The organism is Stappia taiwanensis (assembly GCF_014635285.1).
GTDB classification, from domain to species: Bacteria; Pseudomonadota; Alphaproteobacteria; order Rhizobiales; family Stappiaceae; genus Stappia; species Stappia taiwanensis.
This window is the reverse complement of the sequence record NZ_BMCR01000008.1, coordinates 70,247-83,290: the sequence shown is the minus strand read 5'-3', so window position 1 is coordinate 83,290 and position 13,044 is coordinate 70,247. Positions and strand designations below refer to the sequence as shown.

The 13,044-nt window shown below is 66.8% G+C and carries 11 protein-coding genes; 7 read left to right on the top strand and 4 right to left on the bottom strand.

Annotated features, from left to right (window positions below):
- Nucleotides 1–187: 187 nt before the first annotated feature.
- The gene (locus IEV83_RS16850; protein WP_280514007.1) at nt 188–1,888 is read left to right on the top strand and encodes a sulfatase-like hydrolase/transferase; all 1,701 of its coding nucleotides are present in this window, start codon (nt 188–190) and stop codon (nt 1,886–1,888) included.
- Here the strand turns inward: IEV83_RS16850 and IEV83_RS16845 are convergent.
- Nucleotides 1,885–2,796 (bottom strand): N-acetylmuramic acid 6-phosphate etherase, encoded by a 912-nt coding sequence (locus tag IEV83_RS16845; RefSeq protein ID WP_181760050.1) that lies wholly within the window; start codon nt 2,794–2,796, stop codon nt 1,885–1,887. The genes IEV83_RS16850 and IEV83_RS16845 overlap by 4 nt on opposite strands.
- Before the next feature lie 212 nt (nt 2,797–3,008).
- On the opposite strand from IEV83_RS16845, the gene murA reads away from it, so the two are divergent.
- Nucleotides 3,009–4,277: a UDP-N-acetylglucosamine 1-carboxyvinyltransferase gene (gene murA, locus IEV83_RS16840; protein ID WP_181760049.1), complete on the top strand. Its 1,269-nt coding sequence runs from the start codon at nt 3,009–3,011 to the stop codon at nt 4,275–4,277.
- Nucleotides 4,274–5,176 carry a glucosamine kinase nucleotide-binding domain-containing protein gene (locus IEV83_RS16835; protein WP_181760048.1) on the top strand — a complete coding sequence of 301 codons (903 nt, stop codon included), beginning with the start codon at nt 4,274–4,276 and terminating at the stop codon, nt 5,174–5,176. The genes murA and IEV83_RS16835 overlap by 4 nt, the downstream gene beginning before the upstream one ends.
- A gap of 108 nt (nt 5,177–5,284) precedes the next feature.
- Here the strand turns inward: IEV83_RS16835 and nagA are convergent, their stop codons facing one another.
- The 3 genes from nagA to IEV83_RS16820 are packed head-to-tail and all read right to left on the bottom strand — an operon-like array spanning nt 5,285 to nt 8,403.
- Nucleotides 5,285–6,457: an N-acetylglucosamine-6-phosphate deacetylase gene (nagA, locus tag IEV83_RS16830; protein ID WP_181760047.1), complete on the bottom strand. Its 1,173-nt coding sequence runs from the start codon at nt 6,455–6,457 to the stop codon at nt 5,285–5,287.
- Nucleotides 6,454–7,500, bottom strand: a complete 1,047-nt coding sequence (locus tag IEV83_RS16825; protein ID WP_244628224.1) for an SIS domain-containing protein — start codon at nt 7,498–7,500, stop codon at nt 6,454–6,456. Before IEV83_RS16825 ends, nagA begins: the two co-directional genes overlap by 4 nt.
- 12 nt (nt 7,501–7,512) lie before the next feature.
- Nucleotides 7,513–8,403 (bottom strand): glucosamine kinase nucleotide-binding domain-containing protein, encoded by an 891-nt coding sequence (locus IEV83_RS16820; protein ID WP_244628223.1) that lies wholly within the window; start codon nt 8,401–8,403, stop codon nt 7,513–7,515.
- A gap of 423 nt (nt 8,404–8,826) precedes the next feature.
- On the opposite strand from IEV83_RS16820, the gene IEV83_RS16815 reads away from it, so the two are divergent.
- The 4 genes from IEV83_RS16815 to IEV83_RS16800 all read left to right on the top strand — a co-directional run bounded on the left by IEV83_RS16815 (nt 8,827) and on the right by IEV83_RS16800 (nt 13,042).
- Nucleotides 8,827–10,086, top strand: a complete 1,260-nt coding sequence (locus IEV83_RS16815; protein ID WP_181760045.1) for an ABC transporter substrate-binding protein — start codon at nt 8,827–8,829, stop codon at nt 10,084–10,086.
- Nucleotides 10,087–10,165: 79 nt separating this feature from the next.
- Entirely contained in the window at nt 10,166–11,098 is a 933-nt protein-coding gene (locus IEV83_RS16810; protein WP_181760044.1) for a carbohydrate ABC transporter permease, read from the top strand.
- A 7-nt stretch (nt 11,099–11,105) separates the two neighbouring features.
- Nucleotides 11,106–11,951, top strand: a complete 846-nt coding sequence (locus IEV83_RS16805; RefSeq protein WP_181760043.1) for a carbohydrate ABC transporter permease — start codon at nt 11,106–11,108, stop codon at nt 11,949–11,951.
- A complete protein-coding gene (locus tag IEV83_RS16800; protein ID WP_181760042.1) occupies nt 11,948–13,042 on the top strand; it encodes a Gfo/Idh/MocA family protein in 1,095 nt (364 codons plus the stop codon). The genes IEV83_RS16805 and IEV83_RS16800 overlap by 4 nt, the downstream gene beginning before the upstream one ends.
- Nucleotides 13,043–13,044: the final 2 nt, after the last annotated feature.

Genomic DNA, 13,044 nt, shown 5'->3' with positions numbered 1-13,044 from the left:
CGGACCGCGCTGGACAGGCAGGGTGTCCGAATTGGAAGGTAATGTAAAATAAGAAAATCGCCTGTTTGCATAACCTTGCCGCATTGGATGCGGCGGCAAGCGGCGTGGGGTGAGGCTTGCAAGCGCGGCTCGGCTGGCGTCACATGGGCGCCAGATCCTTGCCTGTCCTCCATTGGGGAGCCTGTCCGTGACACGCCCTGCGCGCAACATCCTTTTCATCATGTTCGACCAGTTGCGGTTCGACTATCTGTCCTGCGCCGGGCATCCCGCGCTGGAAACCCCGCATATGGATGCGCTGGCTGCCCGGGGCGTGCGCTTCACCCGGGCCTATGTGCAGTCGCCGATCTGCGGCCCCTCGCGCATGAGCTTTTACACCGGCCGCTATGTGCACTCCCATGGCGCGGCCTGGAACAATTTTCCGCTCAAGGTCGGCGAAGTGACCCTCGGCGACCATTTGCGGGCGCGCGGTATGGACGCGGTGCTGATCGGCAAGACGCACATGAAGGCCGACGATGCCGGGCTGGAGCGGCTCGGCATTGCCCGGGACGGGATCATCGGCACCCGGGTCAGCGAATGCGGCTTCGATGCCTATGTGCGCGACGATGGTCTGTGGGCGGAGGGGCCGGACGGGCCCTATGACGCCAAGCCCTCGCCCTACAACGCCTTCCTGCGCGAGCGCGGCTACTCAGGGCGCAACCCCTGGCACGATCACGCCAATTCGGCCCTTTCGGAAGGGGGCGAGATCGCCAGCGGCTGGCTGATGCACCATGCTGGCGAGCCGGCCAATGTCAGGGAGACGGATTCGGAAACCCCCTGGCTGACGGATCGGGCCATCGACTTTCTGGAGGAACGGCGGGCGACGCGCCGCAAGATCCCCTGGCTGTGCCATCTGTCCTACATCAAGCCGCATTGGCCCTACATCGTTCCCGCGCCCTATCATGCGCTCTATGGGCCGGGGGATGTGCAACCGGCGATCCGCGACCCGCGTGAGCGCGAGGATCCACACCCGGTCTTTGCTGCCTTCCAGCGGACGCTGGTGGCTCGCAATTTCTCCCGCGACGAGGTGCGGGAGAAGGTAATCCCGGCCTATATGGGGCTGGTCAAGCAATGCGATGACCAGATCGGCCGGTTGATGGCCTATCTGCGCGACAGCGGTCAGCTCGATGATACGCTGATCGTGCTCACCTCCGACCATGGCGATTATCTCGGCGATCACTGGCTGGGCGAGAAGGACCTGTTCCATGAGCCCTCCGTCAAGGTGCCGCTGATCGTCTGCGATCCCTCGCGGCAAGCGGATGCGACCCGTGGCACCACCTGCGATGCACTGGTCGAGGCGATCGATCTGGCCGCCACCTTTGTCGACATGGCCGGCGGGGCGTTCCCCGGCCATATCCTGGAAGGGCGCTCCTTGCGCCCGTTCCTGCATGGAGCGCCGCCCGCCGATTGGCGCGCGTTTGCGGTCAGCGAATACGATTATTCCTGCACGCCCATGGCCGGGGAGCTTGGCGTCGCGCCGAAGGATGCGCGCCTGTTCATGGTCACCGACCGGCGCTGGAAGCTGATCGAGGCGGAAGGCGGGTTCCGTCCGATGCTGTTCGATCTGCAAGCCGATCCGCAGGAGTTCACCGATCTCGGCGCGAGCCCGGATCATGCGCAGATCGTCGCGACGATGCGCGATCATCTCGCGCGTTGGGCGCGGCGTGAAAGCCAGCGCACCACCCTCTCCGACGCGGCGATCCTGGCGCGGCGGTCAGGCGGCGGCAACACCGGGGTGTTGATCGGCGCCTATGACGAGGCCGACGTCAGCCCGGCGGACATGACCGCCTATCGCGGCACCGCCGTACCGATATCGGAGCCAGACCCGGCGGAGGAGGCGGGCGGCAGCTAGTCTGTATCCTGGCCCTGGAGCTGGCGCATGGCCTTTGAGAGATTTCCTTCCGTCGCCTCCAGCAGGGCGCTTGCCTGCTTCGGGGAGGCGCCATGGCTGACGAGGATTGCGTCCTTCAGCCGGAAATCGGTCGCTTCCAGTGCCGCGCGGGCTGCGTCCTCGGAATGGCCGGCGATGTCGGTGACGATGGCAATGGCCCGTTTGACGAGCTTGGCATTGGTGGCCCGCATATCGACCATCTGGCCGCGATAGACCTTGCCGAGCGCGACCATCACCGCCGTGGAAAACAGGTTGAGGGCCATCTTCTGGCTGGTTCCGGCGCCAAGCCGCGTCGAGCCGGCGAGCACTTCCGGCCCGGTGTCGAGCAGCACCGGATGCTCCGCCGCCTGCAGCAGCGGCGTGTCGGGATTGTTGGCAAGGGCGATGGTCAGCGCGCCGCAGGACCGGGCGAGGGTGATGGCGGCCAGCGTGTAGGGGGTGGTACCGCTTGCGGCGATGCCGATGACAATGTCGCCGGGCCGGGGTGTCAAGGCGGAGAGTTCCGCCCGGGCGGCCTCCGCATCGTCCTCCGCGCCCTCGCGCGCCTCTTCGAAACTCTCCAGCCCGCCGGCGAGCAGCACCTTGATGCGCGACTGCGGCCAGCTGAAGGTCGGATTGAGCTCGACCGCATCCATCATGGCGATCCGTCCGGAGGTGCCCGCGCCGCAATAGATCAGCCGGGCCTCGGGCGCGCGCAGCAGCGGCACACTGGCGCCAATCGCCGCATCGAGCGCTGGCAGCGCCCGGCGCACGGCCTCGGTGGCGGCGGTCTGCCCCTCAAGCAAGGCGTCCAGGACACGGGCCGTGCCCATCTCCTCCAGGGCGCGATAGCGGGCACTGACGGTTTCTGTCCGGGCGGCGTTGAGCATGGCTGTCCTGTCGCACTGCTTTCAATAAGACCAAAGTACTACCAAATCAGGTTATAGCAGCCTGGCGGCCGGAAACCCAGCCCTCTTTGTCGGGAAATTTACCCGGTGCCGCGCGGGGGAAAGAGGGTGCGTCCGGCCTTGTCGACGCAGGCCAACTGACGGATACTCGGTGCGTCCGGCGGCGGTCCGCCGGCTGGCGGCGGCGTGGGTGCATGGACAGACTGCAAATCGAAGGTGGTCACAGGTTGGACGGCTCGGTACAGGTGGCCGGCGCGAAGAACGCCGCCCTGCCGATCCTTGCCGCCAGCCTGCTGAGCGATCGGGATCTGGTGCTGGGCAATCTGCCGGCGGTGACCGATGTCACGGCCATGCTGGAGCTGCTGCGCGAATTCGGCGTCCGGATTGATGGTCCCCGGCAGGGGCGGCTGGCGCTCCACGCCACCGGGGTCGTCAACACCGAGGCGACCTGGGACATCGTCCGGCGGATGCGGGCCTCCTTCCTGGTGCTGGCGCCGCTGGTGGCCCGGTTCGGCCATGCGCGGATTTCCCGGCCGGGCGGTTGCAGCATCGGCACGCGCCCGGTCGATCTGCATCTGGAGGCGCTGGCGGCGCTCGGCGCCTCGGTGGAAACCGCCGGCGGGGTGATTGATGTTACCGCGCCGAAGACCGGCGGCCTGCAAGGCGGGCGGATCAACCTTGCCTTCCCCTCCGTTGGGGCGACCCACACGGCAATGATGGCGGCGACGGCGGCGCGCGGCGAGACCGAGATCGTCAATTGCGCGCGCGAGCCGGAAATCGTCGATGTCGCGGCCTGTCTGGCGCGCATGGGCGCGCGCATCGAAGGGGCCGGCACGCACCGGATCCGGGTCGAGGGGCCGACCCTCTGGCGGCCCGCCGAACATGCAATCCTGCCGGACCGGATCGAGGCCGGCACCTATCTGATCGCGGCGGCGCTCACCAGTGGTCAGGTCGAGGTGACCGGCGGGCGGCTGGAGCATCTTGGCGGTGTCTGCGAGGTGTTGGACGCGGCCGGTGTGACCGTCTTTCCCAGCGATCGCGGGCTGATCGCCGAGCGGCACGGCCCCTTGCGGTCCGTCGATATGACCACCGGGCCGTTTCCCGCCTTTCCCACCGACCTTCAGGCCCAGTTCATGACGTTGATGACCCAGGCGGAGGGCGTGTCGACCATCCGCGAGACGGTGTTCGAGAACCGGTTCATGCATGTTCCGGAGTTGCAACGGCTCGGGGCGACCATCGAGCATCGTGGTTCGGTGGCGCGGGTGCGCGGCCCGTCACCGCTCGAGGGCGCCAGCGTGATGGCGACCGATCTGCGCGCCTCTATGTGCCTCGTGCTTGCCGGGCTGGTGGCCCGTGGCTGGACGACCGTCAACCGGGTCTACCACATCGACCGGGGCTATGAGGATGTGGAGGGCAAGCTGCGCCGCTGCGGTGCCCGGATCGAGCGTCGGACGGGCGCATGACCGCACCAGCATCAGACAGGGGCGCGGCCGCGCTGTTTCTCGGCATCGATGGCGGCGGCACCGGGTGCCGGGCGCGGTTGCAGGCCGCCGATGGCCGCGTGCTTGGCCAGGGGCTGGCCGGACCGGCGGCGACCCGGCTCGGCATCGACACGACCTGGGCGGCGATCGAGACCGCCTGGACCGGGGCGCTGGCCGAGGCCGGGCTCACACCCGCCGATGCCGGGCAGATCCGCGCGGCCGCCGGGGTAGCCGGCTATTCTCGGGCCGGAATGCCCGAGGCGCTGGCCGCCCGCGCCCATCCCTTTGCCGCGCTGACCTTCGAAAGCGACGGCATCATCGCCTGTCTTGGGGCACATAATGGCGGTGATGGTGGCATCGTCATCGTCGGCACGGGCAGTTGCGGTTTCGTGCGGATCGGCGGCGTTGCCAGCAAGGTCGGCGGCTACGGGTTTCCGGTGTCCGACGAGGGGAGCGGCGCCAGTCTCGGTCTGCGTGCCATCCAACTGGCTCTGCGCGCCCATGATGGCCGCGTGCCGTCCAGTGCGCTGCTGGAGGAGGTGCTCCGGCGCTTTGGCCATGATCCGCTGCAGGTGGTCGCCTGGATGGATGGCGCCACCGCGACGGATTACGCGGCGCTGGCCCCGCTGGTGGTGCGGCACGCGGAAGAGGGCGATGCCCAGGCTCGGGCGATCATGCAAGACGCGGCGACGGCGATTGAAGGCATCTGCCGCGCGCTGCTGGAGCGCGGTGCCCCGCGCCTGTCGCTGATCGGCGGGCTCGGCAGCGTGATGGAGGCCTGGCTGGCGCCGGACCTGCGCCGGCGCATTCATGCCCCGCTGGGCGATGCGCTGGACGGCGCGGCGTTGCTCGCCGGCCGGCCGCCCCGCACCGACCTTTGAACCAGCATCAGGCCGGGCCGTGCTCTGCCGCCGTGCCCTGCGTAGTGCACGGATTCCCATCGGCATCACGGCCGGGTATCTTCCGAGCGGCGCCATTGCCGAGTGCAACTAGCCGCTGTTGCTGGCGATGTCCTGCCGCGGTCCGCCGGTCCAGACTGTCTGGACCGTAAGCTCGGGCGATAGCGCGACCACATCCGCGTCATGCCCGGCGGCAAGCCGTCCCTTGCGGGCACCGACACCCACCGCCTCGGCCGGGTATAGGCTCGCCATCCGCAGGGCTTCGTCAAGCGGGATGCCGACCTCCCGGTGCAACAGGCGGACAGAGGAAATCATGTCGATATCCGCCCCGGCCAGGGTGCCGTCTTCAAGGGTCAGGCGGCCGCCGGAGCGGTAGATGATCCGCCCGTTCAGAGTGAACTGGGTCATGTCGGTGCCAAGCGGCGCCATCGCATCGGTGACGAGGAAGATCCGCCCCGGCCCGGCCTTGGCACGAAGGGCGATGGCCATCGCCGCCGGGTCGACATGGAAGCCATCGGCGATCATCCCGGCCGACAGGCTGCCGGTGTCGAGCGCGGCGCCGACAAGACCCGGCTCCCGGTGGGCGAGCGGGCTCATGGCATTGAACAGGTGCGTGACCAGCCGGGCGCCGGCCGCCGCATAGGTCCGGGCGGTGGCGCAGTCGGTGTTGCTGTGCCCCAGGCTCACCACCGCGCCTGCCTCGGCAAGCGCCGAGACCTGGGCCGGGCTGGCGCTCTCCGGGGCAAGGGTGACAATCAAAACCGGCAGGGCGCGGGCGGCGGCGGTCAGCCGATCAAGATCCGCGTCCTCCATCGGCCGGATCAGTGCCGCGTCATGAGCGCCTTTGCGCGCCGGCGCAAGATGCGGGCCTTCCAGATGCAGGCCGAGAAACCCGGGAACGCCTTGGCCGGCGGCCTCTTCGGCGGCCTCGATCGCCGCTTGGGTGATCTCGGCGGTGTCGGTGATCAGCGTCGGCATCAGCGCGGTGGTGCCGAACGGGCGATGGGCGGCGCAGATGGTGGCGATGGTCTCGGCGGTCGGGGCGTCGTTGAGAAGAAGGCCGCCGCCGCCATTGACCTGAAGGTCGACGAAGCCGGGCACCAGCCACTGACCCTCGGCCCGCTCGATCCGGCACCCTTCGGGCAAATCCCCGGGCGCTGCGAGACCGGCGATCCGGTCGCCGTCGATCACAAGGGCGGTGTTGTCATGCCAGCGCGCGCCGTCAAACAGGCGGGCACAGGTGATGGCGGTAACGGTACTCATCGGGTCTCGGTCACCTTTCTCAGGCTCTGGGGAGCATCCGGATTGCGCCCGCGCTGGCGGGCGAAGGCTTCAACGAAGGCATAGAAGGGAACGATGGCAGCGGCGGCATCAAGGAGCGGGTGGCCGGTCTCGATGCGCGGCAGCCGGGTTGCCACGCCGGTGGAGGGGCCGGCGGTGGGACTGGAAGAGCGGGCGGTGAGGAAGGTGCCGGTGCCTTTTTGCGTCAGACCGTCAACGGTGGCGGCGATGCCGCTTTCGGCCGCGTCCGCCACGGCAAAGGCAAGCACCGGAACGCCCGGGCCGACGATTTCGACCGGGCCGTGCAGAACCTCGGCGGTCGAATAGGCTTCGGCGTGAAGACCACAGGTTTCCTTGAACTTCAGCGCCGCCTCATGGGCAATCGCGGCGGTCGGCCCCCGGCCGAGCACATAGAGCGAGCGCGCCGGCTCCAGTGCCTCGGCAAGACCGGGCCAATCGAGCCGGGTTGCCGCCGCAAGATGCTCCGGCAACCGATGCAGCGCCGCGCGCAGCTCCGCGTCCTCGCCCCATTCGGCCAAAAGCGCCAGACTTGCGACCAGTGAACAGACGAAGCTCTTGGTCGCGGCGACGCTTTGCTCAGGTCCAGCGCAGATATCGATGGCGTGGTCGCTGGTGTGCGACAGCGGCGAGGGCAGGGTGTTGGCAAGACAGAGCGTCAGCGCGCCGCCGTCGCGCGCCGCCTGCATCATGGCAACGATATCCGGGCTGCGGCCCGATTGGGAAATGGTGAGGGCCGCGCCCGCGGCAAGGCGCGGCGTTACCCCATAGACCGAGGCGAGCGAGGGGCCGAGCGAGGCGACCGGGATGCCGAGGGTCAACTCCACCGCGTATTTCAGAAAATGCGCGGCATGGTCGGAGGAGCCACGGGCAATGGTCGCCAGCACCGTCGGCGCGCGCGCCCGCAAGGCCGCGCCTGCTTCGGCGAGGGCATCTCCCGACCCGGACAGCAGGCGGGAGACCGCTTCGGGGATTTCGTCGATCTCACGGCGCATATGGGTCGGCATCGCTGGCAGCTCCTAGGGGCGTGGGGGGGCGGCGGCGGGGTGAAAGTGGCGCCGCGCCATGGCAACGGCGCCGGTGAGCGCATCGGCGCGCGGCTCCGACAGCCGGTCGCGATGGCGCGCGGCGAGCCGTGGGCGATAGAGCGGCGCCAGCCCGCCCATCAGGCACAGGCGCGGGCAGTCCCCCCAGCCGAAGTGGTCGAGCGCCCGGTCGATGAACCCGCAGGCCTCGGTGAGAATCGCCAGCGCCAGCCCATCGCCCTCGTCGGCGGCTTTGAACAGGCGCGGGGCGAGGCGGGCGAAATCGACCGGCGCGGCAGCGGTTGCAAAGGCGACCAGCCGGCCCGGGTCATCGCCGTATTCGCCAAGCAGGGCGCGGGACAACCCCGATTGGGCGCGCAGGCCGTCATGGGCTAGAAGGGTCTGTTCGATCAACGCCTGTCCGAGGCGGGCGCCGCTTGCCTGATCGCCGCTGACAAAGCCCCAGCCGCCGGCCTTGGTCACCTTGCCGCCGCGCCGGGACATGAACACCGATCCGGTGCCGAAAATGGCGATCAGCCCGTCGCCCTCGCCGATGGCGCCCTCAAACGCGATCTCCACATCGTCGACGAACACGGTCCGGGCGAACGGCAGGGGCGGCTCGGCCAGCGTGTCCGGGGTGCTGGTATTGACGCCGGCAAGGCCAAGCAGAGCCGGCAGCTGGGACAGGGAACAGTCCGCCAGGCCGGCTTCCGCAAGCACGGCCTGCGTCGCCGCGACGATGTTGGCGCGGGCCTCCTGCGGGGCGGAGACGATGTTCGCCGGACCGGTCGTCGCCCGTCCGAGAATGCGGCCGGACCGGTCCGCGATCGCCGCGCGGCACGTACTCCCTCCACCATCGATGGCCACCATCAGATCCTGCATCATGCGCTCCTTGCGGCTATGGTACCAAAAAAATACCATTCAGTTCCAGTGATTGTTTGTCGCGGACAGCCTTCGGGCCGGATTTTGCGCTCTCGGCCAGGCTGGCAGGCCCGTGCGATACGGTCGGCTGTCGCTGCGGGAGTTTGGCGAAGAAGCGGGAACCCCTTCGGAAGCTTGATGCTTTCCCGGGCGGTTGTCGTGCGGTTTTCGCCGCGCGTTGTGCCTTTTCTGCTGGTTTTCGCGGATGAACGCTGCAGGGGCGCGGCGGGCGCTGGCGGATTTTTCCGGCAAAGTGGCTTGGCAATTGGTCGGAAAGGTATTGAACTTGTGTGCCAATGGCGCCACTGTGCGATGACCGTTCGGAAGGACGGTTTGCCACCTTGTGGCCAATCGTGCCGAAAAGGCGCTTGTGGGAGGAGATCAGACATGAAGACCGCATTGAGGGGCGCACTGCTGGCCGCCACCGTGCTGGCCGCCTGTGGTCCGGCCGTCGCCGAGGATGTGACGCTGACCATCGAGAGCTGGCGCAACGACGATCTGTCGATCTGGCAGGAGACGATCATCCCGGCATTCGAAGCGAAGCACCCAGGTATCAAACTGGTCTTCGCCCCGGTGGCGCCGACCCAGTACAACGCCGCGCTCAACGCCAAGCTGGAAGGCGGAACCGCTGGCGACCTGATCACCTGTCGTCCGTTCGACGGATCGCTGGATCTGTATGCCAAGGGGTATCTGGCCAAGCTCAACGATCTCCCCGCGTTGGAAAACTTCTCCGAGGTCGCCCGGAGCGCCTGGACCACGGATGATGGCAGCGCCACCTTCTGCGTGCCGATGGCGGCGGTGATCCATGGCTTCATCTACAACAAGGACGCCTTCGCGGAGGTTGGCGTTGAGGTGCCGTCCACCCAGGCGGAGTTCATGGATGTGCTGGCCAGGCTGAAGGACGAAGGCTCCTATGTGCCGATGGCCATGGGCACCCTCGACCAGTGGGAAGCGGCGACGATGGCCTACCAGAACATCGGTCCGATGTACTGGAAGGGCGAGGAGGGGCGCAAGGCGCTCATCGCCGGCACGGCCAAGATGACCGACCCGGAATGGGTCAAGCCGCTTGAGGTGATCGCCGGCTGGAAGCCCTATCTCGGCGATGGCTTCGAGGCACAGGCCTATGCGGACAGCCAGAACCTGTTCACCCTTGGCCGCGCGGCGATCTTCCCGGCGGGGTCCTGGGAAATCTCCGGGTTCAAGCGCGATGCGGACTTCGAGCTCGGCGCCTTCCCGCCACCGCTGCCGGCGGCCGGGGACAAGTGCTACATCTCCGATCACAACGATATCGCCATCGGCCTGAACGCCGCCTCGCCGAATGCGGACGCCGCCCGGACCTTCCTGGAATGGATGGGCACCAAGGAGTTCGCGGAGCTTTATTCCAACAGTCTGCCGGGGTTCTTCTCGCTCTCCAGCCATGAGATCACCCTCGACGATCCGCTGGCGAACGAGTTCGTGTCCTGGCGCAAGAGCTGCGATTCCACCATTCGTTCGGCGGCGCAGATCCTGTCGCGCGGCACGCCGAACCTGTGGAGCCAGATGTGGGGCGTTGCCGCCAATGTGGTGAACGGCACCCAGTCGCCGGCCGATGCCGCCGCCGAGATGCAGGCCGGCCTTGCCGCCTGGTACGAGCCGCAGAAGAACTGAGCACCCCGTGACAACGCCTCCGTGCCCGTCCCCGGGCGCGGAGGAACGGGTCGGACAGTGGGCAAGGATAGTGGCGGCAATGGGCGGAAAACCGCAGAAGAAGCCTTTTCCCTGGCATATCCCGGTGTTTCTGGCGCCTGCGGTGCTGATCTACACGCTGGTGATGATCCTGCCGCTGGCCGAGACGCTGCGCCTGTCGTTCTTTCAGCGCGATGCGGTGTCCCAGGCGACCTCCTACGTGGGCTTTGCCAACTACGCCCGGCTGTTTTTCGATCCGTTCTGGGGCGGCCCGTTCTTCAACGCGCTGGGCAACAATCTCTATTTCTTCGTCATTCACATGCTGGTGCAGAACCCGATCGGCATCCTGATCGCCGCGCTTTTGTCAATGACCCATCTGCCGGGCAAGAAATTCTACCGCACGGCGATCTTTCTGCCGACGCTCCTCTCCTTCGTCGTGGTGGGCTTTGTCTGGAAGCTGATGCTGTCGCCGCTGTGGGGGGTGAGCAAGGACATGATGTCCTCGGTCGGTCTTGGCCATCTGTTCATGCCGTTCCTCGGCAAGGAGGAAACGGCGCTGACCACCTTGTCGCTGATTTCCGTCTGGCAGTTCGTCGGCATTCCGATGATGCTGATCTACGCGGCATTGCTGTCGATCCCCGATGAGGTGATCGAGGCGGCCGAATGCGATGGGGTCACCGGCCTGTCGCAGTTCTTCAAGATCAAGCTGCCCCTGATCCTGCCGACCGTAGGCATCATCTCGATCCTGACCTTTGTCGGCAATTTCAATGCTTTCGACCTGATCTACACCACCCAAGGACCGCTGGCCGGGCCGAATTTCTCCACCGATCTGCTCGGCACGATCCTCTACCGGACCTTCTATGGCCAGCAGACCCAGCCCGGGGATCCCAACATGGGCGCGGCAATCGCCACGGTGATGTTCTTCATCATCCTTGCTGGCGTTGCGGTCTATCTGTTTGTCATCCAGCGCAAACTCACGCGCTACGAGATGTGAGGCGAGGATGGCTTTCTCCCGTGCCCGGCGCAATCTGATCGCGGAACTCGGCGCCCATGCGATCCTCTTGACCTTCACCGTGATCGCCCTGTTTCCGGTGCTGCTGGTTCTGATCAACTCCCTGAAGACCAAGAAGGCGATCTTCCGCGCGCCGCTGGCCCCGCCCGATGCGGAGACCTTCGACCTGATCGGCTATGCGACGGTGCTCGCGCAAGGCAACTTCCCGTTCTATTTCTGGAACTCCCTGTTCGTCACCCTCGGCAGCCTGTTCCTCGTCCTGCTTCTCGGGGCGATGGCGGCCTTCGCCTTGAGCGAATACCGCTTTCCCTTCAACCGCTTCGTCGCGCTCTACATGGCGCTGGGGATCATGGTGCCGATCCGCCTTGGCACCGTCGGCATTCTCAATCTGATGGTGGCGACCGGCCTAGTGAACACCCATTGGGCGCTGATCCTCGTCTACACCGCGCAAGGGCTGCCCTTGTCGATCTTCATCCTGTCGGAGTTCATGGCGGTGGTGTCGAAGGATCTAAAGGCGGCCGGGCGGATCGACGGCCTGTCCGAATATGCGATCTTCTTCCGGCTGGTGCTGCCCCTGGTGCGTCCGGCCATGGCGACGGTGGCGGTCTTCACCATGATCCCGATCTGGAACGACCTGTGGTTCCCGCTGATCCTCGCCCCGGCAGAGGAAACCAAGACCCTCACTCTCGGCGCCCAGGTGTTTGTTGGCCAGTTCGTCAGCAACTGGAACGCCATTCTCGCGGCGATGGCGCTGGCAATCATCCCGGTGCTGATCCTCTATCTCATCTTCTCGCGGCAGTTGATCCGCGGCATCACCGCAGGAGCGGTCAAATGAACGCGCGCACCCAGCCCGTCAGCGTCCTTGTCGCCGGTCTTGGCAACATGGGGCTCAGCCATGCGCTGGCCTATGAGCGAAACCCCGGCTTTGCCATCGCCGGGCTGGTCAACCGTTCCAGGGTGACCCTGCCGGAGGAACTGGCGGCGCATCCGCAGCATCGCTCCTTCGAGGAAAGCCTGGAGGAGCTGAAGCCGGAGCTCTGCGCCATCGCCACCTATTCCGACAGCCATGCGGACTACGCGATCAAGGCGCTGGAGGCAGGGGCGCATGTGTTCGTGGAAAAGCCGCTGGCAACAACCGTTGCCGATGCGCGCCGGGTGGTCGATTGCGCCAGGGCCAACAATCGCAAGCTGGTGGTCGGCTATATCCTGCGCCACCATCCTTCCTGGCAGACGCTGATCGCCGAGGCGCGGGAGCTGGGCGGGCCTTACGTGTTTCGCATGAACCTCAATCAGCAGTCGAGCGGGCCGACCTGGGAAACCCATCGCCGGCTGATGTCGACGACACCGCCGATTGTCGATTGCGGCGTGCATTACGTGGATGTGATGTGCCAGATCACCGACGCAGCGCCGGTGGAGGTGCGGGGCATGGGGCTGCGGCTGGCCGACGATATCGCCGCTGACATGTACAACTATGGCCATTTCCAGGTGCTGTTCGATGACGGCTCGGTCGGCTGGTACGAGGCCGGCTGGGGGCCGATGATGTCGGAAACCGCCTATTTCGTGAAGGACGTGATTTCGCCGAAGGGTGCCGTGTCCATCGTCATGGATGAGGGCGGGGACGAAGGGGAGGGCGGGGGCGCGCGCTCCGATGATATCGACGGGCACACCCGCACCGCGCGGATCCGGGTACACCGGGCCGAACGCGGCGCGGACGGCCGCTTCACCCGGCCGGATCGCGACCTCGACATGACCGACGAGCCGGGACATCTGGAGCTTTGCGCGCGTGAGCAGGCCTTCATGCTGGCGGCAATCCGTGAAGACATTGATCTGGAGCGGCACATGCTGGATGCGGTGCGGTCGCTTCACATCTGCCTGGCCGCCGACGAAAGCGTGCGCAGCGGCCGTCCCGTTTCCTTGCGCGGCTAGCC